The 24,669-nt window shown below is 65.9% G+C and carries 22 protein-coding genes; 7 read left to right on the top strand and 15 right to left on the bottom strand.

The genetic code is table 11. The features are described 5' to 3' along the window. The first annotated feature begins 89 nt into the window (after positions 1-89). Entirely contained in the window at positions 90-1,580 is a 1,491-nt protein-coding gene (gene pdxR, locus ACSSV8_RS09885; protein WP_454282326.1) for a MocR-like pyridoxine biosynthesis transcription factor PdxR, read from the top strand. Here the strand turns inward: pdxR and ACSSV8_RS09880 are convergent. The 7 genes from ACSSV8_RS09880 to ACSSV8_RS09850 form a co-directional block, all read right to left on the bottom strand. After that, positions 1,577-1,930, bottom strand: a complete 354-nt coding sequence (locus tag ACSSV8_RS09880; RefSeq protein WP_354538628.1) for an H-type lectin domain-containing protein — start codon at positions 1,928-1,930, stop codon at positions 1,577-1,579. The genes pdxR and ACSSV8_RS09880 overlap by 4 nt on opposite strands. Positions 1,931-2,043: 113 nt before the next feature. Then, positions 2,044-2,469, bottom strand: coding sequence for a F0F1 ATP synthase subunit epsilon (locus ACSSV8_RS09875; RefSeq protein WP_454282325.1), 426 nt, complete (start codon positions 2,467-2,469; stop codon positions 2,044-2,046). Positions 2,470-2,519: 50 nt separating this feature from the next. Then, the gene (gene atpD, locus ACSSV8_RS09870) at positions 2,520-3,944 is read right to left on the bottom strand and encodes a F0F1 ATP synthase subunit beta (RefSeq protein ID WP_354538626.1); all 1,425 of its coding nucleotides are present in this window, start codon (positions 3,942-3,944) and stop codon (positions 2,520-2,522) included. A gap of 18 nt (positions 3,945-3,962) precedes the next feature. Continuing rightward, positions 3,963-4,838: a F0F1 ATP synthase subunit gamma gene (locus tag ACSSV8_RS09865; protein ID WP_354538625.1), complete on the bottom strand. Its 876-nt coding sequence runs from the start codon at positions 4,836-4,838 to the stop codon at positions 3,963-3,965. A 15-nt stretch (positions 4,839-4,853) separates the two neighbouring features. Further along, complete coding sequence (atpA, locus tag ACSSV8_RS09860) at positions 4,854-6,392, bottom strand: F0F1 ATP synthase subunit alpha (RefSeq protein WP_454282324.1); 1,539 nt, start codon at positions 6,390-6,392, stop codon at positions 4,854-4,856. Next, positions 6,393-6,959 (bottom strand): F0F1 ATP synthase subunit delta, encoded by a 567-nt coding sequence (locus tag ACSSV8_RS09855; protein ID WP_354538623.1) that lies wholly within the window; start codon positions 6,957-6,959, stop codon positions 6,393-6,395. A 456-nt stretch (positions 6,960-7,415) separates the two neighbouring features. Further along, a complete protein-coding gene (locus ACSSV8_RS09850) occupies positions 7,416-8,432 on the bottom strand; it encodes a ribose-phosphate pyrophosphokinase (protein WP_354538622.1) in 1,017 nt (338 codons plus the stop codon). A gap of 97 nt (positions 8,433-8,529) precedes the next feature. Between ACSSV8_RS09850 and ACSSV8_RS09845 the strand changes: the two genes are divergently transcribed. Both ACSSV8_RS09845 and ACSSV8_RS09840 read left to right on the top strand, forming a co-directional pair. Beyond that, positions 8,530-9,129: a 2-hydroxychromene-2-carboxylate isomerase gene (locus ACSSV8_RS09845; protein ID WP_354538621.1), complete on the top strand. Its 600-nt coding sequence runs from the start codon at positions 8,530-8,532 to the stop codon at positions 9,127-9,129. Then, complete coding sequence (locus tag ACSSV8_RS09840) at positions 9,113-9,979, top strand: alpha/beta fold hydrolase (RefSeq protein WP_454282323.1); 867 nt, start codon at positions 9,113-9,115, stop codon at positions 9,977-9,979. The genes ACSSV8_RS09845 and ACSSV8_RS09840 overlap by 17 nt, the downstream gene beginning before the upstream one ends. On the opposite strand, the gene ptsP is transcribed toward ACSSV8_RS09840, so the two are convergent. The 4 genes from ptsP to ACSSV8_RS09820 all read right to left on the bottom strand — a co-directional run bounded on the left by ptsP (position 9,958) and on the right by ACSSV8_RS09820 (position 14,647). After that, on the bottom strand, positions 9,958-12,201 hold the full coding sequence (ptsP, locus tag ACSSV8_RS09835) for a phosphoenolpyruvate--protein phosphotransferase (RefSeq protein ID WP_454282322.1): 2,244 nt from the start codon (positions 12,199-12,201) through the stop codon (positions 9,958-9,960). The genes ACSSV8_RS09840 and ptsP overlap by 22 nt on opposite strands. Positions 12,202-12,262: 61 nt before the next feature. Continuing rightward, entirely contained in the window at positions 12,263-13,501 is a 1,239-nt protein-coding gene (locus tag ACSSV8_RS09830; RefSeq protein WP_354538618.1) for an aspartate kinase, read from the bottom strand. A gap of 86 nt (positions 13,502-13,587) precedes the next feature. Continuing rightward, complete coding sequence (locus ACSSV8_RS09825; RefSeq protein ID WP_354538617.1) at positions 13,588-14,235, bottom strand: SDR family NAD(P)-dependent oxidoreductase; 648 nt, start codon at positions 14,233-14,235, stop codon at positions 13,588-13,590. Positions 14,236-14,242: 7 nt separating this feature from the next. After that, on the bottom strand, positions 14,243-14,647 hold the full coding sequence (locus tag ACSSV8_RS09820) for a DUF1178 family protein (RefSeq protein ID WP_454282321.1): 405 nt from the start codon (positions 14,645-14,647) through the stop codon (positions 14,243-14,245). A 212-nt stretch (positions 14,648-14,859) separates the two neighbouring features. Here ACSSV8_RS09820 and ACSSV8_RS09815 point away from each other — a divergent pair, with 212 nt between their 5' ends. Both ACSSV8_RS09815 and ACSSV8_RS09810 read left to right on the top strand, forming a co-directional pair. Further along, positions 14,860-15,024 (top strand): hemin uptake protein HemP, encoded by a 165-nt coding sequence (locus ACSSV8_RS09815; protein ID WP_354538615.1) that lies wholly within the window; start codon positions 14,860-14,862, stop codon positions 15,022-15,024. Next, positions 15,021-15,461, top strand: a complete 441-nt coding sequence (locus ACSSV8_RS09810; protein WP_454282320.1) for a hypothetical protein — start codon at positions 15,021-15,023, stop codon at positions 15,459-15,461. The genes ACSSV8_RS09815 and ACSSV8_RS09810 overlap by 4 nt, the downstream gene beginning before the upstream one ends. A 10-nt stretch (positions 15,462-15,471) precedes the next feature. Here ACSSV8_RS09810 and ACSSV8_RS09805 read toward each other — a convergent pair whose 3' ends face one another. Then, entirely contained in the window at positions 15,472-17,388 is a 1,917-nt protein-coding gene (locus ACSSV8_RS09805) for a cation:proton antiporter domain-containing protein (protein WP_454282319.1), read from the bottom strand. 38 nt (positions 17,389-17,426) lie between these two features. Then, positions 17,427-19,682, bottom strand: a complete 2,256-nt coding sequence (locus ACSSV8_RS09800; protein ID WP_454282318.1) for a hypothetical protein — start codon at positions 19,680-19,682, stop codon at positions 17,427-17,429. Positions 19,683-19,989: 307 nt separating this feature from the next. Between ACSSV8_RS09800 and ACSSV8_RS09795 the strand changes: the two genes are divergently transcribed. Further along, complete coding sequence (locus ACSSV8_RS09795; protein WP_454282317.1) at positions 19,990-21,246, top strand: tetratricopeptide repeat protein; 1,257 nt, start codon at positions 19,990-19,992, stop codon at positions 21,244-21,246. Between the two features lie 384 nt (positions 21,247-21,630). Here the strand turns inward: ACSSV8_RS09795 and ACSSV8_RS09790 are convergent, their stop codons facing one another. Then, positions 21,631-22,911, bottom strand: a complete 1,281-nt coding sequence (locus tag ACSSV8_RS09790) for an O-acetylhomoserine aminocarboxypropyltransferase/cysteine synthase family protein (RefSeq protein WP_454282316.1) — start codon at positions 22,909-22,911, stop codon at positions 21,631-21,633. An 82-nt stretch (positions 22,912-22,993) separates the two neighbouring features. Between ACSSV8_RS09790 and ACSSV8_RS09785 the strand changes: the two genes are divergently transcribed. Beyond that, complete coding sequence (locus ACSSV8_RS09785; protein WP_454282315.1) at positions 22,994-23,407, top strand: VOC family protein; 414 nt, start codon at positions 22,994-22,996, stop codon at positions 23,405-23,407. 195 nt (positions 23,408-23,602) lie between these two features. On the opposite strand, the gene ACSSV8_RS09780 is transcribed toward ACSSV8_RS09785, so the two are convergent. Beyond that, complete coding sequence (locus ACSSV8_RS09780; RefSeq protein ID WP_454282314.1) at positions 23,603-24,604, bottom strand: hypothetical protein; 1,002 nt, start codon at positions 24,602-24,604, stop codon at positions 23,603-23,605. Positions 24,605-24,669: the final 65 nt, after the last annotated feature.

The following is a 24,669-nucleotide window of genomic DNA, read 5'->3' as shown; positions in this document are numbered from 1 at the left end:
CGGTTCCGCCCGCGCAGGCAAGCCGGTCGCGCGCAGCGCTCTGACCATACCAGATTGCGCGCGCCTTAAGGCCAGCCTATCGTCCCCTCATGGCGATTCCGGTTGAGACCTTCTTTCTGACCCCCGAGGGTGAAGGCACGCTTCAGGCGCGCATAAGGCAGATGATCGCCGAGGGCATCCTGTCGGGTCGCTTCCGCAAGGGCGAAAAACTGCCGTCGTCGCGAAAGCTTGCGGCGCATCTGGGCGTGAGCCGGATCACCGTGACACTGGCACTGACCGAGTTGCAGGCCAATGACTATCTCGAGAGCCGCGACCGGTCGGGCTATTACATTTCCCGGAACGCGCCGGAGCCGCCCGCCTTCGACGCGCCAGCGCCGCAGAGTGATGCGGTGGACTGGGCGCGCGCGCTCGGGCGGCGCTACAGCGAGGGGGACACACCGGAAAAGCCGCTCGACTGGGCGCGCTACCCCTATCCGTTCATCTACGGACAAAGCGATCCGGCGATCTTCGATCATGCCAACTGGCGGCAATGCGCGCTGCGGGCGCTCGGCCAAAAGGATTTCCACGCGCTGAGCGCCGATCACTACGACCGCGACGATCCGAGGCTGGTCGAGTTCATCGCCCGCCACACCCTGCCCCGGCGCGGCATCCTTGCACAGCCCTCCGAGATCCTCGTGACCATGGGGGCACAGAATGCGCTCTGGCTGGCGGCGCAGGTGCTCTTGACACAACGCCGCGTGGCGGTGATCGAAAACCCCTGCTATCACGCGCTGCGCGACATTCTCACGCAATCGCGCTGCGCGCTGGTGCCGGTGGACGTGGACCGCGACGGGTTGCCGCCCGAGGCGCTGCCCGAGCGCGCCGACGTGATCTTCACCACACCAAGCCATCAGGCCCCGACCAATGCCACCATGCCGCTGGCGCGCCGCCATGCCCTGTTGCGCGCCGCCGCCGCGCGCGAGGCGCTCATCGTCGAGGATGATTACGAGTTCGAGATGTCCTTTCTGCGCCCGCCGCTGCCCGCGCTCAAATCGCTCGATACCGAGGGGCGGGTGATTTATGTCGGCTCCTTCTCCAAGTCGATCTTTCCGGGGCTGCGGCTGGGCTATCTGGTCGGCTCGCGCGCCTTCATCCGCGAGGCGCGGGCGCTGCGCGCCTCGGTGCTGCGCCATCCTCCGGGCCTGATGCAGCGCACGGCGGCCTATTTCCTGAGCCTCGGCCATTACGACAGCCTGATCCGGCGCATGTCACGTATCCTTGCCCGCAGGCGAGAGGTGATGGAGGCGGCACTGGCGCGCGAGGGGCTGGATATCGCGGGGCGCGGCGTGTTCGGCGGCTCCTCGATCTGGATGGCGGCACCGGAGGGGGTGGATACCACCGTGCTGGAGGCGGGGTTGCGCGCGCAGGGTGTGTTGATCGAGCCCGGCGCGCCGTTCTTTCACGCCGCGCAACGCCCGGGCAACTTCTATCGCCTCGCCTATTCCTCGATCCCGGAAGACCGTATTCCCGAGGGCGTCGCACGGCTGGCACGGGCGTTGCGAGGCGCTACAGGCGCACCTGTGACCGAGCAGCAACGCTAATCCAGGTCCGACCAGTCATCGGGGTGATGCGCCGTGCCGATCGCCATCCAGGAAACGCGCACACGGGCCACGCGGGTATCGGCCCAGGTGCGGAACACGACGTCAAAGCTCTTGGGCGTTACGTTCTCGGCGCTGATGTCCATGCGCGCATTGGTGCCGCTGTCGGTGTCCCAGAGCGAGAGGCCAACATGCACCATCGGCGCGGCGCGAAACGCCTGCGGGAATGTGATGCGCATGCGCCGCTCGCGTGCGCCAGTGCCCTTCCACATCTCTCCATCGTGCTCATAATCGGAAAACAGGACCTCTTCGCCCTGCGCAACGCCGATCGCCTCCCTGAGAAATACCTGCATGTCCGTCTCTTTTCGAAGTGGCCTTGGTTAATAGAGGTTTTCGGCGAAAATGAGAACGGAAAAAGAAAAGGGCCGCGTCGCGCGCGGCCCTTCAATCCATACTGCCGAACCACTCAGCGTGCCGAGAGGCCGATCTCGTCGCCCATGGCGACCATATCCGCCAGAAGCTTGGCCGCGTCGTCAACAAGGCCCGCCTCGCCCGTCGGGCTCTCTTGGGCGTGGGCCAGACGATCGGTCGCCTCGTCCACCATCGCCTTGAAGGTTTCCGCGGTCATGTCGGCGCGCGCGACGGCACGCTCGGCCAGAACCGACACCCCCTCGCCGCTGATTTCGGCAAAGCCGCCGGTCACGACGAATTCCTGAGTGCCGCCATCCGCCGTGACCCGGACAATGCCCGGCCGCAGCGTGGTGATGAGCGGGGCGTGATCGGCCATGGCCGTCAGATCGCCCTCGGCCCCCGGTATCTGCACTTCGCGCGCGGCGACCGAGGCGAGACGACGCTCGGGACTCACCAGATCGAATTGCACTGTCTCAGCCATTCAGGCCTCCTTTACAGGTGTGGGGCGGGCCGCCGGCCCGCCGCAATGGCTCAGGCAGCAGCGGCGGCCATACGCTCGGCCTTGGCGATCACGTCCTCGATGCCGCCGACCATGTAGAACGCCCCCTCGGGCAGGTGATCGTATTCGCCCGCGACCACGGCCTTGAACGAGCGGATCGTTTCCTCGAGCGGCACCTGGATGCCGTCGGAGCCGGTGAACACCTTGGCCACGTCGAAAGGCTGCGACAGGAAGCGCTGGATTTTCCGGGCGCGGGCGACGGTGAGCTTGTCCTCTTCCGAGAGCTCATCCATGCCGAGAATGGCGATGATGTCCTGAAGCGACTTGTAGCGCTGAAGGATCCCCTGCACGTCGCGCGCCACCTGATAATGCTCTTCACCCACGATCTGCGGGTCCATCAGGCGCGAGTTGGAATCGAGCGGGTCCACGGCGGGGTAGATGCCCAGTTCCGAAATCGCACGGCTGAGAACGGTCGTGGCGTCGAGGTGGGCGAAGGTCGTGGCCGGGGCCGGGTCGGTCAGGTCGTCCGCAGGCACATAGACGGCCTGAATCGACGTGATCGAGCCGGATTTGGTCGAGGTGATGCGTTCCTGCATCGCGCCCATGTCGGTGGCCAGCGTCGGTTGATACCCCACGGCCGAAGGAATGCGGCCCAGAAGCGCCGACACCTCGGAGCCCGCCTGCGTGAAGCGGAAAATGTTGTCGACGAAGAAGAGAACGTCGGTGCCGGACTGGTCGCGGAACTGTTCGGCCAGCGTCAGGCCGGTCAGGGCCACACGGGCACGCGCGCCCGGCGGCTCGTTCATCTGACCGTAGACGAGGGCCACCTGGGACTCGGCCAGGTTGTCGGGCTTGATCACGTTCGATTCGATCATCTCGTGATAGAGGTCGTTGCCCTCGCGGGTCCGCTCGCCCACACCGGCAAACACCGAATAGCCCGAGTGCACCTTGGCGATGTTGTTGATCAGCTCCATGATCAGAACCGTCTTGCCCACACCCGCACCACCGAAGAGGCCGATCTTGCCGCCCTTGGCGTAGGGTGCCAGCAGATCGACCACCTTGATGCCGGTTTCAAGGATTTCGGACTCGGTCGACTGCTCGCTGAATTCCGGCGCGGGCTGGTGGATCGAGCGGTATTCCTTGGCCTCGATCGGGCCGCCCTCGTCCACCGGCTCGCCGATCACGTTGAGGATGCGTCCCAGAGTGGCGTCGCCCACCGGAACCGAGATCGGGCCGTCGGTGTCGCGCACTTCCTGACCGCGCACGAGACCCTCGGTCGCATCCATGGCGATGGTGCGCACGGTGTTCTCGCCGAGGTGCTGCGCCACTTCGAGCACGAGGCGCTTGCCGTTGTTGTCGGTTTCAAGCGCGTTGAGGATCGCGGGCAGGTGATCGCCGAACTGAACGTCCACCACGGCGCCGATGACCTGGGTCACTTTGCCTTTTGCTTTAGCCATTTTTCGTCTCCGGTTTTCTTACAGCGCCTCGGCGCCGGAAATGATTTCAATCAGCTCGTTGGTGATCACGGCCTGACGCGAGCGGTTGTATTCGATGGTCAGCTTGTCGATCATCTCGCCGGCGTTGCGGGTGGCGTTGTCCATGGCGGACATGCGCGCGCCCTGTTCCGAGGCCCCGTTTTCCAGCAGCGCGCTGAAGATCTGCGTGGCCACGCCGCGCGGCAGAAGATCAGCAAGGATCGCCTGCTCGTCGGGCTCGTAATCGTAGAAGCTGTCGGTATCCACCGCTTCGGCCTCGCCCACATCGGCGGGAATGACCTGCTGCATCGTCGGGATCTGGCTTACCACGTTTTCGAACCGGGCGAAGAAAATCTTTGCCACGTCGAACTCGCCCGCGTCGAACCGCTTGAGCACCTTGGCCGCGACCGCCTGCGCCTCGGCATAGCCCACGCGCTTGACCTCCGAAAGGTCCACATGCTCGATGAAATAGGCACCGAAATCGCGCCGCATCGCGTCGCGGCCCTTTTTCCCGACGGTGATGATCTTGACCGTCTTGCCCTGACCGAGCAGCTTTGTGGCCTCTGCCTTGGCACGCTTGGCGATATTGGCGTTGAAGCCGCCGCAAAGCCCGCGCTCGGCCGTCAGCACCACCAGAAGATGCACCTTGTCCGCGCCGGTCCCCGCCAGAAGGCGCGGCGCGTTCTCGGCATCGCCAACAGAGGCAGCCAGCTTGGCCATCACCGCGTTGAAGCGTTCGGTGTAAGGCCGCGACATTTCCGCGGCCTCCTGAGCACGGCGAAGCTTCGCCGCGGCGACCATCTGCATGGCCTTCGTGATCTTGCGGGTCGATTTGACCGACGAGATCCGGTTTTTCAGGTCCTTGAGATTCGGCATTGCCTTATCTCCCCCTTACGCGAAGTCAGCGGCGAATTCGTCCAGCGCAGCCTTGATCTTGTCCTCGGCCTCACCCTTGATCTTGGGATCCTCCTTGGTGATGTAATCCAGCAGACCCTGATGCTTGCCACGAAGATGCTTGAGCAGGCCCTGCTCGTAACGGCCCACCTCGCCCACGCCGATCTTGTCAAGATAGCCATGGGTGCCCGCATAGATCACGCAGACGATCTCGGCATTGGTCAGCGGCGAATACTGCGCCTGCTTCATCAACTCGGTCAGGCGCGCGCCACGGTTGAGAAGCTGCTGCGTCGCGGCGTCGAGGTCCGAGCCGAACTGCGCGAAGGCCGCCATCTCGCGATACTGCGCCAGTTCCAGCTTGACCGGGCCCGCGACCGATTTCATCGCGTTGGTCTGCGCCGAAGAACCGACGCGCGACACCGACAGACCGGTGTTCACGGCCGGGCGGATACCCTGATAGAAGAGTTCCGTCTCAAGGAAGATCTGCCCGTCGGTGATCGAGATCACGTTGGTCGGGATGAAGGCCGACACGTCGCCACCCTGCGTCTCGATGATCGGCAGCGCAGTGAGCGAGCCCGAGCCATTCTCTTCGTTGAGCTTGGCCGAACGCTCCAGCAGGCGGGAGTGGAGATAGAACACGTCGCCGGGATAGGCTTCGCGGCCCGGCGGGCGGCGCAGCAGGAGCGACATCTGGCGGTACGCGACGGCCTGTTTGGAAAGATCATCATAGATGATCAGCGCGTGACGGCCATTGTCGCGGAAATGCTCGGCCATGGCGGTGGCGGAATAGGGGGCCAGATACTGCATCGGCGCGGGGTCCGAGGCGGTGGCCGCGACCACGATGGAATAGGCCATCGCGCCCGATTCCTCGAGCTTCTTCACAAGCTGCGCCACGGTCGAGCGCTTCTGCCCGATGGCGACGTAGACGCAATAGAGCTTCTTGCCCTCGTCGTCGCCTGCGGCCTCGTTATAGACCTTCTGGTTGAGGATCGTGTCGAGCGCCACGGCGGTCTTGCCGGTCTGGCGGTCGCCGATGATCAGCTCGCGCTGGCCACGGCCGATCGGGATCATGGCGTCAACGGATTTGAGGCCCGTGGCCATCGGCTCATGCACCGATTTGCGCGGGATGATGCCGGGGGCCTTCACGTCTGCCAGACCGCGGGTCGCGGTCTTGATCGGGCCCTTGCCGTCCAGCGGGTTGCCGAGACCGTCCACAACGCGGCCAAGCAGCTCGTCACCGATCGGCACGTCCACGATGGACTTGGTGCGCTTGACGGTGTCGCCTTCCTTGATGTCGCGGTCGGACCCGAAGATCACGACGCCCACGTTGTCGCTCTCGAGGTTGAGCGCCATGCCCATGATGCCGCCCGGAAACTCGACGAGTTCGCCGGCCTGCACGTTGTCAAGCCCGTGGACGCGCGCGATCCCGTCCCCGACCGAGAGCACCCGGCCGATCTCGGCCACCTGGGCCTCCTGGCCGAAATTCTTGATCTGGTCCTTCAGGATCGCAGAAATCTCTGCTGCTTGGATACCCATTTATCCGACCTCTTTCATTGCATTCTGGAGGGAATCGAGCCGCGAGCGGATCGAGGTGTCGATCATCTTGGAGCCCACTTTGACGACCAGACCGCCGATGAGGCTTTCATCGACGGTCGTTTTCAGTTTCACGTCGCGCCCGACGCGCGCCTTGAGGGTTTTGGCAAGCGTGTCGGCCTGCGCCTTCGTGAGCGCCTTGGCGGATGTCACTTCGGCACGCACCTCACCCTTGTCCTCGGCGATCATGTCGCCAAGCCGGGCAATGAGTTGCGGCAGCACGAAGAGGCGGCGCTTGGCGGCCATGAGGGCAAGACCGTTGCGCAGTTCCGGCACAAGACCCATCCTGTCGGCGATGGCCCCGATGGCCGCGCCCTGCACCTCGCGGCTCAGCACCGGCGAGGCGATGACAGCGCGCAGGTCAGCGCTGGCGTCTAGTGCTGCGGACATGTCATCAAGGTTGCTCTCAAGCTTGGGAAGCGTTTTGCTCTCACGGGCAAGCTCGAATATGGCGGTGGCATAGCGCGCGGCGATGCCGGAAGAAATCGAAGCTGGTTCGGACACGTCCACCCTTCCGATAATCTGGCCCCGGTTGGCGATGCGTGACGAAAGGCCACGACCGGGGGCTTTGGTTTGCGATGCGCCTCGCGGAACAACGAAATTCGGCTGGGGTGTAGCAGAGGCTTTGGGATCGGGCAAGCGGCTTGGAAAGCGATGTATACTATAGAATACCGCTTGATTTCAACAACTTGCTGCAAGTGCGACCTAATGCGCAACCCGCCACTGAGAAAAAAGATGAGTTTTCGCCGCGCCTGCCCATGGAAAAGGCGGCAAGATTCCCTCTGTGGGCATATCTGACCGGTCGTGGGCGCGGCATTGCAGAGGGAGCGGACCGCGAAATCTTGAACAGATTTCGGGCCGATTTCTTTTCAAGAAATCGGATCTGAGCCGACGGCCATGAGCGCGGCATCAGAAGATCGGTCCGCTCAAACGGGTCTTTTCCCGGTCGCCGCACGGATCCCTTGGTCAGTGATTGAACCGGCCTTCGTAGATCGGCTCAAGGCTGTCAGCCTCGAAGAGCGACGAGACGCTGGTGCCGTTCCAGATGTTGAGGATCGCCTGGGCAAAGATCGGCGCGGTCGGGATGATGCGGATATTGGGCGTGGCCTTGACTGCCTCGGTCGGCTGGATCGTGTCGGTGATCACCATGGATTTCAGCACCGACCCCGTGATCCGCTCGACCGCCGGGCCGGACATCACACCATGGGTGGTATAGGCGTGAACCTCGCGCGCGCCGTTCTCGAGCAGCACCTCGGCGGCCTTGCACATGGTGCCTGCCGTGTCGCACATGTCATCCACGATGATGCAGATCTTGCCCACGACCTCGCCGATTACGGTCATCTCGGCGATCTCGCCGGGCTTCTCGCGGCGCTTGTCGACGATCGAGAGAGGCGCGTTGATCCGCTTGGCCAACTCGCGCGCGCGTGCCACGCCGCCCACGTCCGGCGAGACGATCATCACGTCACCGATGGAGGCACCGAACTGGGCCTTGATGTCGAGCGCGAAGATGGGCGAGGCATAGAGGTTGTCCACCGGAATATCGAAAAAGCCCTGAATCTGCGCGGCGTGCAGATCCATGGTCAGAACCCGCTCGATCCCCGCTTCGACGATCATGTTGGCGACCAGCTTGGCGGAAATCGGCGTGCGCGCCTTGGTGCGGCGGTCCTGCCGGGCATAGCCGAAATAGGGGATCACGGCGGTGATGCGCCGGGCCGAGGACCGCCGCAGCGTGTCGGCCATGATCAGAAGTTCCATCAGGTTGTCATTCGCGGGCTTCGAGGTCGGCTGGATGATGAACATGTCCTCGCCGCGCACGTTCTCGAATATCTCAACAAAGATTTCCTGATCGTTGAATCGCTCGATGCGGGCATCGACAAGCCCCACGCTCATGCCGCGATGCACGGACATGCGGCGCGCGATGGCCTTGGAAAGCGGCATGTTGGCATTGCCCGAAATCAGCTTCGGTTCGTCATTGGCGGCCATGGCAGTGTCCCCGGATGTCTGTGTGACAGATTCGTGATGTTGCGCCCCGCTTAGCATGGCCCTACGGTCAGGCAAACCTTGAAGGGAGCATGCCGCGATGGCCCATATCGATTATTACTTCTCCACCCTTTCGCCTTTTGCCTATCTGGCCGGGGACGGGCTGGAACGGATCGCCGCCAGGCACGGCGCGAGCGTAACCTACAAGCCGCTCGACATCATGGCTCTGTTCGCGCGCACCGGCGGCACCGCGCCCGCCGAGCGCCACCCGTCGCGCAACGCCTATCGCGCGCAGGAGATCCCGCGTCAGGCGAAAAGGCGCGGCCTGCCGCTCAACCTCAAACCCGCCCATTGGCCAACCAACCCGGCCCCCTCCTCCTATGCCATAATCGCGGCGCAAAAGACCGGTGGCGGCGATACCGGCGCGCTTGTGCAGAGCATCCTGCGCGCCTGCTGGGCCGAAGAGCGCGACATCGCCGGGGATGACGTGGTGCGCGATTGCCTCGAAAAGGCGGGGTTCGATCCGGCGCTGGCCGATAGCGGGCTTCTGTCTGGGGCCGAAACCTATGCCGCCAACCTTGAAGAGGCTGTCGCGGCGGGGGTCTTCGGTGCGCCGTTCTACGTGGTGGACAGCGGGCAGATGTTCTGGGGGCAGGACCGGCTGGAGGATCTGGACCTGCATCTTGCGGGCACGCTCTGAGGCAATGCCGCACGGGCTTCGGGGTGGCTTTGCGACCCATTGGCAGGTGATGGGACAAGGCGCGCGCGCGGCCCTTGCCATCCATTGCTCGCTGGCACATTCCGGGGCCTGGGCCGGTGTGGCACGGGCGCTCGGGGCGGACCTGACGCTGACGGCCTTCGATCTGCCGGGGCACGGCGGCAGCGGTGCCTGGGAGAATGAGGGCGAGATTCAGGCCACAAGCACGGCCATGGCCGCCGATCTGCTCGACGCGCCTGCGGACATCATCGGCCATTCCTTCGGAGCAACCGTGGCCTTGCGGCTGGCCGTGGAGCATCCACATCTCGTGCGCTCGCTCAGCCTCTATGAGCCGGTATTCTTTGCCGTGGCACTCACGGACCGGCCCGAGATGCGCGCAGAAGATGAAGCAGAGATGGCCGAGTATCGGGCGGGCCTCGAGGCAGGCGACACGGGCCGGGCGGCACGCGGCTTTCTGCGGGTCTGGGGCGATGGTGAGGGGTGGGACGCCCTGCCCGCTCCTACCCGCGCCCGCATCGCCGCGCAGATGCCGCTGATCGAGGCCGCCGCCCCCGCGCTTTATGGGGACGCGGGCGGAATGCTGGCCTCGGGCGCGCTCACCCGCATCGCCGCGCCGGTGCTCTTGATGCAGGGCGCGCGCTCGCCCGCGATCATCGGCGCGATCAACGACGGCCTTGCCGCGCGCCTGCCCGATTGCCGCCGCGCCACCATCGCGGGCGCGGGCCATATGGGGCCGATCACCCGCCCGCAGGCAGTGGCGGCGGAAATCGCCGCCTTTCTGGGCATCCCGGCCCGCGCGCGGCTGAAGGATCAGAGCTTCGAGCGCAGGTAATCCATCGCGGCCTTGCGCAGGCTGTGCGTCCCGCGCGCGCGTTCCTCGTGCAGGATCGTGCGCAATTCGCCCAGGTCCGTGCGGCGCAAGAGGCTCTTGACCGGGCCGATGGACGCAGGGCGCATCGAGAGCGTCCGAAAGCCGAGCGCGGCCAGACAGGCGGCCTCGACGGGGCGGCCCGCGTCCTCGCCGCAAAAGCTGAGCCGCGTGCCGAGCGTGGCGCAGCGATAGACGATCCCTTCGAGGAAATTGAGGTAGCTGACGTCGAGCGTGTCATAGCGTCGGCGCACCCGCTCGTTCTCGCGATCGGCGGCAAAGAAGAATTGCTTGAGATCGTTGCCCCCGATGGACAGGAAATCCACCTCTTCGAAAAAGGCGTCCGGGGCGAAGGCAAGCGAGGGTGTTTCGAGCATCGCGCCCACCTCGATTTCCTCGGGCACGGGGTGGCCAAGGATGCGCTCGCGTTCAAGGGCCTTGTCCATTTCGGCACGCGCGGCGCGAAACTCCTGATGTTGGGCCACGAACGGGAACATGACCGAGAGAGGGCGCCCCTTGGCACCGCGAATGAGCGCCTGAAGCTGCATCCGCATCACCCCCGGTTTTTCCAGCGCGACGCGCACCGCGCGCCAGCCCATGGCGGGGTTCGGCTCGTCGGTGGGCTTCATGTAGGGCAGCACCTTGTCCGAGCCGATATCGAGCGTGCGAAAGACCACGCGACTGCCCTTGGCCGCGTCCATCACGCGGGCATAGAGCGCGCTCAACTCGGCGCGCTTGGGCATGTGGCTGCGGGTGAGAAACTGCAACTCAGTGCGGAAAAGCCCCACCCCCTCGGCACCCGAGTTTTCCAGACTGGGCAGGTCGGCCATCAGCCCTGCGTTCATCTTGAGCCTGATCCGAGTGCCGCAAAGCGTCTCGGCGGGCTTGTCGCGGATCGAGGCGTAGCGCTCCTGCGCCTGCGCCTGCATCGCCATCTTGTCGCGAAAAGCGGACGTCACGGCATCGTCGGCGCGCAGATGCACAATGCCCTGATCGCCATCGACAAGGATGAAATCCCCGTTGAGCGCCTCGGTGGTGATGCGCTCGGCATTGATGACGAGCGGGATCGCCAGCGCGCGGGCGACGATCGCCGCGTGAGAGCCGACCGCGCCCTCCTCGAGCACGATCCCGCGCAAGCCCCGCCCGTAATCCAGAAGCTCGGCGGGGCCGATATTGCGGGCCACCAGAATGGGATCGGCGGGCATCTCGGCCCCGGTCTCGCGGCCCTGCCCGGTCAGGATGCGCAACAGGCGATTGGACAGGTCGTCCAGATCGTGAAGCCGCTCGCGCAGATAGGCGTCCGCGACCTGGGTCATGCGGGCGCGGGCGGCGGACTGTTCCTTTTCCACCGCCGCTTCGGCCGAGAGGCCGCTGTCGATATTGGCCTCCATCCGGCGCATCCAGCCCTTGGAATTGGCGAACATCCGGTAGGTTTCGAGCACGTCGAGCTGATCCTTGTCGCCGTCCTGCGCCGAGGACAGCATCCGCTCGACGCCGACACGCAGCACTTCGACCGCCTCCTGCAGGCGCTCCAACTCGCGTGCGGGGTCCTCGGCAATGGGGTTGGTGACGACGACACGCGGCTCGTGCAGCCAGACATGGCCCTGTGCCGCACCCTCCTGCGCGCTTGTGCCCTTGAACATCACCGGGCGGACATGGCGCGCCTTCATGGCCGCGCTCTCGCCTGTAAAGGCCCCAAGCTCGGTCATCTCGGCCAGCACCATCGCGACCACTTCAAGCGCATAGACCTCGTCGTCGGAGAAGAGCCGCGCCTTTTTCGACTGCGCGACCAGCACGCCCAGCTTCTCACCCAGCCGCTGGATGGGGACCCCGACGAAAGAGGAATAGGCCTCCTCTCCGGTCTCGGGCATGTAGCGAAAACCGGGGGCGGCGGGGGCGTCATCGGTGTTGATCACCGAACCCGAGCGCGCGACGCGACCGACAAGCCCCTCGCCAAGCCGCAACCGGGTCAGGTGGACGGATTCGGCGCGCAGCCCTTCGGTGGCGCAAAGCTCCAGCGTTGTCTCGTCACGGAACAGATAGATCGAACACACCTCGGCGTGCATCTCTTCGGCAATCAGCCGGGTGATCCGGTCAAGCCGGGTCTGGCCGCCGCCCTCCTCGGCCATGATCGCGCGCAGACGCCCGAGCATCTGACGGCTGTCGGTCCTGAACGTCTCGCTCATCGCGGCTGTCCCCCCGATCCCTCGAGTCGCGGGCCTGTCCCGGCCCGGCACCATGCCGGGATCAGGCGGCCTTGTCCAACCCGAAGGCATCATGCAGCGCCTGCACCGCAAGTTCCATGTATTTCCGGTCGATCAGCACGGAAATCTTTATCTCGGAGGTTGCAATCACCTTGATGTTGATGCCCTCGTCGCTGAGCGTCTTGAACATCTTCGCCGCAACGCCCGACTGGCTGCGCATCCCGATCCCCACGGCAGAGACCTTGGCCACATCGGTATCGGCAATGAGGTCGTGATAGTTGATATGCCCCGCGGCCTTTGCGTCGCTCAGCGCCTTCTCGGCCCGTTTCACCTGATCGGTGGGGCACGAGAACGTCATGTCGGTGCGCCCCTCTTCGGCGATGTTCTGGATGATCATGTCCACGTTCACCCCGGCCTCGGCCAGTGGGCCGAAGATCGCCGCAGCGATACCGGGACGGTCGGCGACCGAAACCAGCGTCATCTTCGCCTCTTCGCGGGAATAGGCGATCCCGCTGACCACGTTCGATTCCATGATATCCTCCTCGGCGCAGACGAGCGTGCCGGCCTCGTCCGATTGTTCCTCGAAACTGCTGAGCACGCGCAGCCTGACGTTATACCGCATCGCCAGCTCGACCGAGCGGGTCTGGAGCACCTTCGCCCCGAGCGAGGCCAGTTCCAGCATCTCCTCGAAGGCGATCCGGTCAAGTTTACGCGCCTTGGCGCTGATGCGTGGATCGGTGGTATAGACCCCGTCCACATCGGTGTAGATGTCGCAGCGTTCGGCCCCGAAAGCGGCCGCAAAGGCCACGGCGGTGGTGTCCGACCCGCCCCGCCCGAGCGTGGTGATGCGCCCCTCGGGGCTGAGGCCCTGGAACCCCGCGACCACGGCCACGCGCATCCCCTCGCCGAACTTGGCGGAAATCTTGGCGGTCGGGATTTCCTCGATCCGGGCGGCGGAATGGGCGGAATTCGTCAGGAGCGGCACCTGCCAACCCTGCCAGCTTCGGGCGGGGATTTCCATCTCCTGCAACACCAACGCCATGAGACCGGCGGTCACGTTCTCCCCGGAACTGACCACCGCGTCATATTCGCGCGCGTCGTGCAGGGGCGATATCTCGTTCACCCAGCCGACAAGCTCGTTGGTCTTGCCGGACATGGCCGAGACGATGACTATGACGTCATAGCCCTTGGCCACCTCGACGCCGACACGCTTGGCGGCGCGGCGGATACGGTCGATATTGGCGACCGAGGTGCCGCCGAATTTCATCACGAGAACGGGCATGGGCGCGGTCCTGAGCGGGAATTTCGCGCGCGGTTTACGCGCGGGAAGGCGTGTGCGCAAGGGGGCGGCGATGGCGCGTGCGCCCCTCAATAGGGATGGGCGCGCCCGTCCCATGTCTCGAAACAGCCTGTCGAGGCGGGGCCGAGCGCGGCAAAGCGCGCCATCAATCCCGCGGCGGCTTCGGTCACGGAAATCTCGGCCGCGGCACCGCCCATGTCGGTGCGCACCCAGCCGGGGTGATAGATGCCCACGGCGATGCCCTCGGGGGCAAGATCGGCGGCAAGGTTGCGCCCGAGGTTGAGCGCGGCAGCCTTGGAGGCGCGGTAGACATAGCTGCCGCCCGGCGCACGGGTGTGGCTGGCCATCTGGCTCGAAATGATGGCGATCTTCGCGGCCCCTGCCGCGCGCAGACCGGGCAGGAGCGCCTGCACGGCAAGGAACACGCCGGTGACGTTGGTGGCGAAGGTCTCGGCCCACATCGCCGCCGGGTATCCCTCATCAAGGCTCTCGCCCTTGTCGGGATAGATGCCCGCGTTGCAGATCAGCAGATCGACCGGACGCCCCGCAAGCGCCCCGGTCAGCGCGGCGAAATCGTCGGGCCGCGTCACGTCGAGCGCCACAAGGCCGCCGCCGCCCGCGCGCGCGGTTCCGGTGACGTCGTGGCCCTCTGCGCTGTAACGCGCGGCAAGCTCTGCGCCAATGCCGCGCGATGCTCCGGTGATGACGATATGCATGGGCCCCTCAGTTCGACTTGCGGCGCGGGGTGAAGGGCAGCGGCGCGACCGGGATGCCATCCTCGATCAACCGGCGCGCCTCGTCCGGTCGCGCCTCGCCATAGATCGCGCGTTCGGGGACCACTCCATCATGCATGTCGCGCGCCTCGCTGGCGAATCGGGGGCCGACGTAATCGGCCGTCTCCTCGATCCGGCGACGCAATTCGGCGAGCGCCTGTTCGGCGGGATGGGGCGCGGTGTCGGCGCGCGCGTTCTGCACCTGCGGGGCCATAAGCGCCTTTTCGACCGCCGCCGAGCCGCAGATCGCGCAGGCAAGCATCCCCGACGCGCTCAGCCTGTCGAAGGCCTCGGCGGATTGAAACCAACTGTCGAAGCGATGGCCTGCATCGCATTTGAGGGAAAACCGTATCATGCTCATCTGCCTTGTTCCGGCCCGTCATTGTTATCCCTGCGGGAGGGAACATCAAGCTGTAGAAATCAGACTGAAAGAATCAGAATTGACATATCTGATAGTTTTGATCAGGATAAGGATGCCAAGCCAATCCGCCACGGTCAGCCCGGCAGGACATCCAACAGCACGGCGGCCCCGCGCCGACCGTCCCCCAAAAGACCTGGAGACCCCGAATGATCCGCGCCCAGACCGGACCCGAACCCACGCTTCTTGCCGAAGCCGCTTGCCACGATGCCCGCGCCCTGACCGACGGCGGACATATCGCCTATATCGTGCTGGACGGTCAGACCTATACCCTGCGCATCACCCGCGCGGGCAAGCTGATCCTCACCAAATGAGACATGCACGTGACCTTGCGGGGGACCTGCCCCTGAGTGCGATGCGTGGCTTCACGCCCGTCGCGGCGCTGGTGGTCGCGGCGCTGCGTGGCTGGAACGCGGGCGGGCCGGGACAGGCGATGGAGGTGCTGCGCGCGCGCATGACCGAACCGCGCGCGGGTGCCGCGATGGCCGCGCTCTGCGATCTGGCCGGGGTGCTGGCAGCGCATCGCCGCCGCCCGCTTGCCTGCCACGCGCCGCACTGTCCCTGCGTCGGGGCCGATGAGGCGGGTTTCGCCCGCTTTGTCGAGCAGGCCGCGCTTGGCGAGCGCGAGGCGGCGCTGATCCTCGCCGGGGGGTTCGTCGATGGCCGCGCAATCCTGCTGCTGACCGACACGGCGGCGCGCCTCGGGCTGCTGCTTTACCGCGCGACGCTCGGGCAGGTGCGGCTCCATTGAGCCGCGCCGCTCACCCGTCCGACCCGGACGGTTTCCCCTGTGATGCGGCGTTCTGCTCGTCGAGTTGCGACAGAAGCATCGTCTGCAACTCGCCCTCGAGTTCCCGGGCGCGATTGATATAGGCCGCATTCTCGAGTGTCGGCAGGTTCGGATCCCACAGCGCCGCCAGTTCGCGCACCGATTCGCGGTCGTGATGGTAAAATGTCTTTTCCGCCTCGGCAGCCTCGTATTCGCTCAGCCCCACATTCTCGAGCACGTAGCGCCCTGCGCGCAGCGAACTGTCGAACATCTCGCGCACGATGTCATTGGCCCCGGCCTGATAGAGACGAAAGACATGGATGCGGTCGCGCGCGCGCGCCACGATGTGCAGATCGGGCCGCTCCCGGCGGGCGAAACTGACCAGCCGCACGCAGGCATCCGGATTGTCGAGCGCGGCCACCAGAACGCGCGCCTGATCGAGCCCGGCGGCATGGAGCAGGTCGGGCCGGGTCGGATCGCCGAAGAAGCCCTTGACGCCAAAGCGCCGCATCTGCTGGATCGCGCCAAGATCGTGATCGAGCACCACGGTGTCGAATCCGCTTGAGCGCACGAGACGGTTGACCACCTGTCCGAACCGCCCGATCCCGGCGATGATCACCGGGCCCTTGCTGTCGATCTTGTCGGGTTCCGGCGGCTCGCTCGTGTCCTGCACCCGCCGCGACAGCCACTCATAGGCCAGAAACAGCAAAGGCGTGATCAGCATGGTCAGCGCGATGACCAGTAGCAGGACCTCGCCCATGCCGCGCGGCAGCACGTTCTGCTGATCGGAAAATGCCACAAGGACAAAGCCGAATTCGCCCGCCTGCGCCAGCGACAGGGTAAAGAGCCACAGATCGCGCCCGCGCAGGGCAAAGACGCGTCCGAGGATATAGAGGATCACGCCCTTGGCGAGGATCACCGCGAGGGCCATGCCAAGAATCGTGACGGGCGCGCCGGTGAGCACGGTGAAATTTATGCCCGCGCCGACGGTGATGAAAAACAGCCCCAGCAACAGGCCCTTGAACGGCGCAAGATCGCTCTCAAGCTCGTGGCGGAATTCGCTGTTGGCAAGCACCACGCCGGCAAGAAAAGCGCCAAGCGCGGGCGAAAGCCCCACCAGCATCATCAGAAACGAAATGCCCACCACGATCAGCAGCGCCAGCGCCGTATACATCTCGCGCATCCGCGCGGTGTGGATGAAGCGGAACACCGGCCGCGTCAGGTAGGTGCCCGCAAGGATGATGGCCGCCACGGCGGCGATTGTGACCAGCGTCGCCCCCCAACCCGGCAGGCCGGCGATGAAATTCTGCGCCGCCTCATGCGCGCCTCCGCCCTGCTCTGCGGCCGCGGCAGAGCGCCCGCGCGAGGCGTCGAACACCTGTTCGACGGTGCGCGGCAGCGCCAGAAGCGGCAGAAACGCCAGCATCGGGATGACCGCGATATCCTGCGTCAGCAGCACCGAGAAGGCCGAGCGCCCGCCCCCTGTCTGCATCAGCCCCTTCTCGTTGAGCGTCTGGAGCACGATAGCGGTGGAGGACAGGGCGAAGATCATGCCCACGGCAAGCGCGACCGTCCAGACCTGCCCCATCCAGATCGCGACCAGCATCACCGCCAGCGTGGTCAGCGCGATCTGAAGTCCCCCCAACCCCAGAAGCCGGTGGCGCATGTCCCAGAGGGCGCGCGGCTCAAGCTCCAGCCCGATGAGAAAGAGCATCATCACCACGCCGAATTCGGCCACGTGCTGCAACTCGGCGGTCTCGTGCCCGCCGACCAGTCCCAGAACCGGGCCGATGACGATGCCCGCCGCCAGATAGCCCAGAACCGACCCGAAACCCAGCCGCGCGGCCAGCGGCACGGCAATGACCATGGCCAGAAGAAACACCGTCGCCTGAAACAGGAATCCGGCCATCGGCTCTCCTATCCGTGTCGGGCGAAGCGCACCGCGCCTCAGCCCTTGGGCAGGCGCAGGACAACATCCCGGCTGCCCTTGCGATAGCGCAATTCGTCATTGCCGATCGCCGAGACGCGCCCGCCGTCGATCCGGTCGCCCACCTGAACCTTCTGGTAGCGGCCATTGGCAAGGCGCACCAGCGCGCGGCGATTGGACGGAGCGCCATAGACGCCGATCAGGTTGACCTGTCGCAGATTGATGGCGTTGCGGGTGGTGGCCTGCTGCGCGATCGAGGCCGAGGTCGGGATGCGCGGCGCGGCGGCGGCGGTGCGGGTGAGTTCCGGCTCGCCGTCGTCCGGCTCCGGTGCGGGAGCGCGCTGCGGCGCGGGTGCAACCGGGGCGACGGGCGCGGCACGCGCCGCAGCGCGTTCCAGAGATTGCGGCCGCAGGCGCGGCTTGAGCGAGGCGGCGACGGCCTGCTCCGTGGCCTCGTCAAGGGCCTGCTGGATGGCCTCTGCGTCAGGCTGCGGCACGGACACAAGCGTGGCGGGCCGCAAACGCGGGCGCAGCGCGGCCAGTTCGCTGCGGCTTCGCCCGCCAAGCGCGCCGCGCTCCTGCTGTTCGCTCAGGTTTTCGGGGCGGGGCCGGGGCCGGATGCCCGACAGCCGGTCGCGCGCGGCCAGTGCCTCGGGCGTGGGCGTGAGGTCCGGGATCGGCACGGCGCGCACAGGCATGGTCTCGGGGCGCAGCGGCGGCGGTCCCGCCCGCACGATCACGCCGCCTGGGGTCAGCGCGCCCTCGGGTGTCGCGGTGACAAGGCCGCGCGCGTCAAGCGCGAAGGTCTGGCCCGGCAGGGGCGGGCCCGCAGGCAGGGGCGGGCGCACATCAAGGGCAAGGGCGCGCCCGGCGGGCAAGGCGACCGCATCGCCGAAACGCAGGGCCTCGTCGATCGAGGTCTGGTAAAGGGCGTCGAGCGTATCGCTTGGCGGTTCGTTCGGGGGCGTGGGCGCATTGGGCCAGATGCCCGTCGCGGCATAGCGCGCGCGCGCCTCCTCGGGCGTGCCCGGCTCGGTCCATTGCGGGGGCACCGGGGCCCCCTCCGTTTCCGGCAGCGCCGCGATCTCGGGCGCGGGCGCGGGCGCGATTGGCATCGGCTCCGGCATGGCCTCGGGTTCGGGTGCCTCGGGTTCGGGAGCCTCGATTTCGGGAGCCTCGGCTATCGGAACAGGCTCGGCGCTATGGGCAAGCTCGGGGATATCCGGCGTCACCGCGATCTGCGGCTCCGGCCCGCGCAACAGCCGCCCGATCCCGCTATCGGGAAAGATCGAGGCCAGCGCGGCAACCCCCACCATCAGCAGCACCAGTGCAGCGGTCAGGATCAGGCCCAGAAAGCGCGGCTTGCCCTGTCGCGCGGTTTGCGACTGCCGCGCGCCGAAAATCGTCAGCCGCTCTGCCTCGTCCTCGGGCGTCGCCACCGGCGGAGATTCTATCCGGGCGGACGCTTTGGGTTGGGACGGTGCAGATGGCACCGTCGGCTCCGGCACGGGGAGCGCGGTAAGCGCCTCCTCCGGCGCAGGCTCACGCGGCGTCAGGCTCGCGCGCGCCACACCCGAGAGGGCGCGCACCTCGGTCTCCGCCAAGGGCGGCGCGGGCGTGAACCGCGCGGCCCCGTCAAGCCTCGGCGCGCTCACCGGCGGCATGCCGCGCTCGGCCCGGATCGAGGCAAAAAGCAGCGGTGCCTCGGCGTCCGCTTCCGCCTCCGCAACCGTTTCCGGTTCTGGCTCAGGTAACGGCTCCGGCTCCGGCATCGGCACCAAAACGTGATCCCCGGCGCTTTCGGTCGGGCCGAAGAACGGCTCGCCTGCAAAGGTCGCCGCGTCGGGCTGCGCCACGAAGCTCACCGGATTGAAGCCGTGTTCGAGCGCAAAGCTCTCGGCCTCTTCCAGGGTCTCGCGCGCGACGGCGGCCACCTGCAAGCGATCCCCTGCAACCGTCCAGTCAAAGGCCAGATCGTGCAGCGCATAAGGCGTTGCCCCGTCAAGCGCATCCGCGGCCGCCGCATCGTAATCGCCATGGGGCGCGGAGGCGGCGGGCAGATCGAGATAGCGGATCTGCTCCTCGGGGATGATGAGCTTGGTCGCCATGCCCGAGGGCGCGAGCGTCTGCGCCTTTTGGCGCAGCGCGGCCAACTCGCCCGCAAGGTCGCCCGAGTCGAGCGCGACCGCGCCCACGACGTGCTTTTTGGACCCGTCCGCGAGGTGCAGGAGGGTAATGCCATCGAGCGAGAGGTTGAGGGCGAAATTCGGGGTCATACGCGACGCTTATATACCACTTGGAACGGGGTGAGGGAGTCATCTTCTGTCAGGTCGTGATCCTAGCGCACCATCCCGCCGAGGCAAAGAGGGCAGCGCCCCTAACGCGCCCGCCCGCCGGTCCGGACAGGCATCGGGACATGGCCTGATCCGAGCATCCGTCACGTGTCCCCCGCGCGGAATCAAGCCAGAAGGGCACCAGCCTTGGCCCTTCCCAAATCACCGCGACCGGATATGGTGCATCACGGGTCATTCGGGCGGCTTTGTAATGTTGGACACGGTCTTGTTGTTTCTGCGGACTTACGCATTGGAACTCAGCGCAGCCGCTGGTTTGGCTTACCTTCTGGGTGTGGCCATGGGTTTTCTCAAATGGCCCTTCTCCAAACCGAACCCCGTGGCACTCGATCCCAGAACCATCGACCAGATCAAACCGTCGCAGGCCAAGGACGGCCCCGCCCTTACCGTGGCCGAATTCATCCGCCTGTGCCGCGACCTCAAGGCCGATCTCGAGCAGGAACTGGCCGAGGCCAACGAGGCCGGGAAAACACAGCTGCGCGCCCGCATCGCCGAACTCGAATCCCAGATCACCAACCCCGACGCCGCCCTTGCCGAGGCCCGCAAGCGCATCACCGATCTTGAGGCCCTGCTTGACCGCGAAGCCAACCAGATCGGTGCGGATCGCATCGCCGAGGCAAAGGCGGCACTGGCGAAGGCCGATTATTCCCTTGCCGATAACATCTTCGCCGAGATCGAGGCCCGCAACGATCTGGCCGTGCAGGACGCCGCCCGCGCCGCCGGTGGCCGGGGCGAGGTGGCCGAGGCCGAGCTGCGCTGGCTTGACGCCGCGCAGCACTATGCGAAAGCGGCAAGGCTGGTCCCGGAATTCGACAATATCTTCAAGGCGCGGGAATATGCGTGGCGCGCCGGTCAGCTCGACACTGCCCATCGCCACGGGGCGGACCTGCTTGCCCTAGCCCGCAATGAAGGCACGCAAGAGCAGATCGCCACAGCCCTGAATGAGCACGCCCTGACACTTGATGCGCAAGGGCGGTATGCGGAGGCGGAGGCGCTCTATCGCGAGGCGCTGGAGATCGACCGCGCGACCATCGGCGAGGGGTACCCGTACGATGCCATCCTCCTCAACAACCTTGCGGGCGTGGTGCGGGCGCAGGGACGGCTTGAGGAGGCCGAATCGCTCTATCGCGAGGCGCTGGAGATCGACCGCGCGACCGTCGGCGAGGGGCACCGAGACTTTGCTAGCGGTCTCAACAACCTCGCGGGCGTGGTGCGGTTGCAAGATCGGTATGAGGAGGCCGAGAGACTCCTCCGCAAGGCGCTGAAGATCGACCGCGCGACTTTAGGCGATAGGCATCCGGAATATGCCATCCATTTGAACAACCTTGCTAACGTGGTGCGGGCGCTGGGTCGGTTTGAACAGGCCGAGACGCTCTACCGCGAGGCGCTGGAGATCGCCCGCGCGACCGTCGGCGAGGCGCATCCGGCCTATGCCATCGACCTCACCAACCTCGGCAGCCTTCTAGGGGAGACCGGTCGCGTGGCTTAAGGGCGCGCCATGCTGGAACAGGCGCGCGCCATCTTCCGCGCCACCCTGCCGCCGGATCATCCGCATATCACCGAGGCGAAGCGCCGCCTCGACGCGCTCCCCGATGACTGACCGCCGCCGCCCGCTCTCCCCGTCATCCTCGGGCCCGACCCGAGGATCTCTTGCAGACCAGACCACGCCAACAGATCCTCCGGTCAAGCCGGAGGATGACGCATCCCCGGCCCAAGCGCGCGCCGCGTTAACCCAGCCCGCAAGCCGATCCGCACCGACGCGATACCGAAGGCCCAAAACGGCCTCATCGCCCTTGTTAATCAGGCAAATCCGCCGCCGAGTCGTCGCCCGCACGTCCGCCCGGTCACATCTCGTTAACCAAAGCGCGCCCGCTCAACCGCCCGCCCTGGCCAGTGCCTGATCGAGATCGGCCATCAGGTCCTCGGCATCCTCGATCCCGATGGAGATGCGCACCACGTTGGGTGCGGCCCCGGCGGCTTTTTGCTGCTCGGGGGTCAATTGCCGGTGCGTGGTCGAGGCGGAGTGGATCACAAGGCTGCGGGTATCACCCAGATTGGCCACATGGCTGAACAACTCCAGCGAATCGACAAAGCGCACGCAGGCGTCATAGCCGCCCTTGAGCGCCACGGTGAAGAGCCCGCCCGCGCCCTTGGGGCAGATGCGCGCCACCCGGTCATGATAGGGCGAGGATTTCAGCCCGGCATAGGTCACGCCCTCGACGGCGGGATGTTGCTCGAGCCAGCCTGCGATCCGTTCGGCATTCTCGCAATGGCGCTGCATCCGCAAGCTGAGCGTCTCGATCCCCATCAGCGTGTAATGCGCCGCCTGCGGGTTGAGCGTCATGCCCAGATCACGCAGGCCCACGGCGATGCCGTGGAAGGTGAAGGCCAGCGGCCCGAAGGTCTCGTGGAACTTGAGCCCGTGATAGGCGGGTTCCGGCTCGCTGAGCGAGGGGAACTTGCCCGAGGCGGACCAGTCGAACTGCCCCGAATCCACCACGCAGCCCCCCGTCACCGTGCCGTTGCCGGTCAGGAACTTGGTCATGGAATGCACGACCAGCGTGGCCCCGTGCTCGATCGGGCGGCAGAGATATGGCGTGGCCGAGGTGTTATCCACGATGAGCGGCAGGCCCGCCTTGTCGGCCACCGCCGCCACGGCGTCGAGAGCGGTGATATAGCCGCCCGGATTGGCGATGGATTCGCAGAACACCGCGCGGGTATTTTCGTCAATCGCCGCGGAAATGGCGTCCAGATCGTCGAAATCGACGAATTTGGCGGACCAGCCGAAGCGCCGGATTGTCTGGCTGAACTGCGTGATCGAGCCACCGTAAAGCCGGGTCGAGACCACCACGTTAAGCCCCGGCCCCATCAACGGAAAGAGCGCCATGATCTGCGCCGCGTGACCCGAGGAACAGCACACCGCCCCTGCCCCGCCCTCGAGCGTGGCGACGCGTTCCTGCAACGCAGCCACAGTCGGGTTGGTCAGGCGTGAATAGATATAGCCCACCTCTTGCAGGTTGAAGAGCGCCGCCGCGTGTTCGGCATCGCGGAACACATAGGCCGTGGTCTGATAGATCGGCACCTGCCGCGCGCCGGTCGCCGGGTCGGGCCGTGCGCCCGCGTGGATCTGCAATGTGTTGAAACCATAGGCCATGGGGCGCTCCTCCTTGCGAAATACGTGGGTTCCGGGTTACGGCATCGGGGCGGGCCACGCAACGGGCACGGGGAGAAGAGACATGGCAAATCCGTTTCATCTGGCGATCAACGTGACCGATCTCGACGCGGCGCGGGGGTTTTATGGCGGGGTTCTGGGCGCGGTCGAGGGGCGCTCGACCGCAACATGGGTGGATTTCGATTTTTTCGGTCATCAACTGTCGCTGCATCTGGGCACGCCCTTTGCGACCGAGGCCACCGGCAAGGTGGGTGAGCACATGGTGCCGATGCCGCATTTCGGGGTGGTGCTGCCGCTTACGCTCTGGCGTGATCTGGCCGTGCGGCTCGAGGCGGCGGGGGTGGATTTCGTGATCCCGCCTTCGGTGCGGTTCGAGGGCGAGCCGGGCGAGCAATGGACCATGTTCTTTCGTGATCCCTGCGGCAACCCGATCGAGGTGAAGGGCTTTGCCGATATGGACGGCGTGTTCGCGGGGTGAGGGCGCGCACCTGTCATCCCCACACAGGTGGAAAGCGTCGGTTGAACATGCTGTCCGCCTCCTCTCGTCCCTCGTCATCCCCGCGAAAGCGGGGATCTCTGGGGCAGGGAGATCCTCCGGTCAAGCCGGAGGATGACGGGTGACGGGGAGATCCTCGGGACAGGCCCGAGGATGACGGGCACTCGCGCACGACCCTTACCGCATCCAGAACCCGTTGCGCTTGATCGTGTTGCGGATCGCCTGTTCGCGGACGGGCAGGTTCTCTCGGTCGAAAAGCGCGCGCACCTTGGCGCCCCGCCCCTGATAGATCATCCGCTTGATCGGCTCGTAGTCCTTGAGCACCTTCTTGATCCGGTGGGGCGCGGTCACGCCCTCAAGAACCTTCACCACATGATCGCTTTCACGCGCATAAAGCAGCGGCAGCGTGCGGTAATGACAGGTCACTGCCCCGTCGAGCAGCCCCTCGGGCAGCGTATCGCGCCCGCCGCCAAGCCCGTGAATGACCAGCGGCAGCGCCACCTGATCAAGCCAAGGATCGAGCGGTTGGCAGACAAGTTCGGGCGGCGGATCATCGCGGATCGCCACCGCATGATCCAGAAACCGCCGCCCGAAGACGCGCGGGCAGCGGTAAAAGAAGAAGCCCGCATTGAAATAAAGGTAGCGCTTCCAGTATTCGTCGGGCTGGCCCGGATCGAGCGAGCTTTCGTAATCCAGCCCGAACCGGTCATAGAGCGATTTCCAGATCGCGCCGTAACCGGGGCCGTAAAGCTCGATCTGCGGCCATGTCCCTTCGCGCCGCAGCGACGCGGTCGGGCGCGCGAAATCAAAGGGCACATCCGCCACCTCCCCCGTCACCAGCGTATCGGTGTCGAAGAACACAAACGGCTCCCCTTCGGGCAGCGACAAAAGCGCCTCGATCTTGTTGCCGTAAGCGTAGGCATGGCCGAAATAGCGGTTCTCGAACGGCACGATCTCGGCACCGAACCCCTCGAGCAGCGCGCGCGTCTCGTCGCCCTTGATGCGCGGATCGTTGGGCCAGAGCGGCCCCGGTTGCGGCTCGGCCACAAGAAGACGCCCCGCGAAACCCGGCGACATCGCGCGCAGCGAGGCGGCAAAGATCACCGCCTCGTATTGCAGCCGCCCGCCCTGCGCGACGATCACGATGTTGAACGCGCCCGGTTTGGCCGGTTTCGCCATGCCTCTGCCCCCGCCTTTTGCCGCGCAGTATAGGTGCGGCGGGGCGTGCTCAGAAAGGGGGAAAG

This window comes from Roseovarius sp. MBR-79, from assembly GCF_053628555.1.
Note: the sequence above shows the minus strand (reverse complement) of the source record. Positions and strands in the feature narration are given on the sequence as shown.

What these genes read in the sequence shown, in the direction of transcription:
- ACSSV8_RS09850 (WP_354538622.1), bottom strand. Translation starts at nt 8,432, where the DNA reads ATGGCCGCCAATGACGAACCGAAGCTGATTTCGGGCAATGCCAACATG.
- ACSSV8_RS09820 (WP_454282321.1), bottom strand. Translation starts at nt 14,647, where the DNA reads ATGATACGGTTTTCCCTCAAATGCGATGCAGGCCATCGCTTCGACAGT.
- ACSSV8_RS09785 (WP_454282315.1), top strand. Translation starts at nt 22,994, where the DNA reads ATGGCAAATCCGTTTCATCTGGCGATCAACGTGACCGATCTCGACGCG.
- pdxR (WP_454282326.1), top strand. Translation starts at nt 90, where the DNA reads ATGGCGATTCCGGTTGAGACCTTCTTTCTGACCCCCGAGGGTGAAGGC.
- ACSSV8_RS09865 (WP_354538625.1), bottom strand. Translation starts at nt 4,838, where the DNA reads ATGCCGAATCTCAAGGACCTGAAAAACCGGATCTCGTCGGTCAAATCG.
- atpA (WP_454282324.1), bottom strand. Translation starts at nt 6,392, where the DNA reads ATGGGTATCCAAGCAGCAGAGATTTCTGCGATCCTGAAGGACCAGATC.
- ACSSV8_RS09830 (WP_354538618.1), bottom strand. Translation starts at nt 13,501, where the DNA reads ATGCCCGTTCTCGTGATGAAATTCGGCGGCACCTCGGTCGCCAATATC.
- ACSSV8_RS09790 (WP_454282316.1), bottom strand. Translation starts at nt 22,911, where the DNA reads ATGGCCTATGGTTTCAACACATTGCAGATCCACGCGGGCGCACGGCCC.
- ACSSV8_RS09825 (WP_354538617.1), bottom strand. Translation starts at nt 14,235, where the DNA reads ATGCATATCGTCATCACCGGAGCATCGCGCGGCATTGGCGCAGAGCTT.
- ACSSV8_RS09805 (WP_454282319.1), bottom strand. Translation starts at nt 17,388, where the DNA reads ATGGCCGGATTCCTGTTTCAGGCGACGGTGTTTCTTCTGGCCATGGTC.
- ACSSV8_RS09780 (WP_454282314.1), bottom strand. Translation starts at nt 24,604, where the DNA reads ATGGCGAAACCGGCCAAACCGGGCGCGTTCAACATCGTGATCGTCGCG.
- ACSSV8_RS09800 (WP_454282318.1), bottom strand. Translation starts at nt 19,682, where the DNA reads ATGACCCCGAATTTCGCCCTCAACCTCTCGCTCGATGGCATTACCCTC.
- ACSSV8_RS09810 (WP_454282320.1), top strand. Translation starts at nt 15,021, where the DNA reads ATGAGACATGCACGTGACCTTGCGGGGGACCTGCCCCTGAGTGCGATG.
- atpD (WP_354538626.1), bottom strand. Translation starts at nt 3,944, where the DNA reads ATGGCTAAAGCAAAAGGCAAAGTGACCCAGGTCATCGGCGCCGTGGTG.
- ACSSV8_RS09815 (WP_354538615.1), top strand. Translation starts at nt 14,860, where the DNA reads ATGATCCGCGCCCAGACCGGACCCGAACCCACGCTTCTTGCCGAAGCC.
- ptsP (WP_454282322.1), bottom strand. Translation starts at nt 12,201, where the DNA reads ATGAGCGAGACGTTCAGGACCGACAGCCGTCAGATGCTCGGGCGTCTG.
- ACSSV8_RS09880 (WP_354538628.1), bottom strand. Translation starts at nt 1,930, where the DNA reads ATGCAGGTATTTCTCAGGGAGGCGATCGGCGTTGCGCAGGGCGAAGAG.
- ACSSV8_RS09845 (WP_354538621.1), top strand. Translation starts at nt 8,530, where the DNA reads ATGGCCCATATCGATTATTACTTCTCCACCCTTTCGCCTTTTGCCTAT.
- ACSSV8_RS09875 (WP_454282325.1), bottom strand. Translation starts at nt 2,469, where the DNA reads ATGGCTGAGACAGTGCAATTCGATCTGGTGAGTCCCGAGCGTCGTCTC.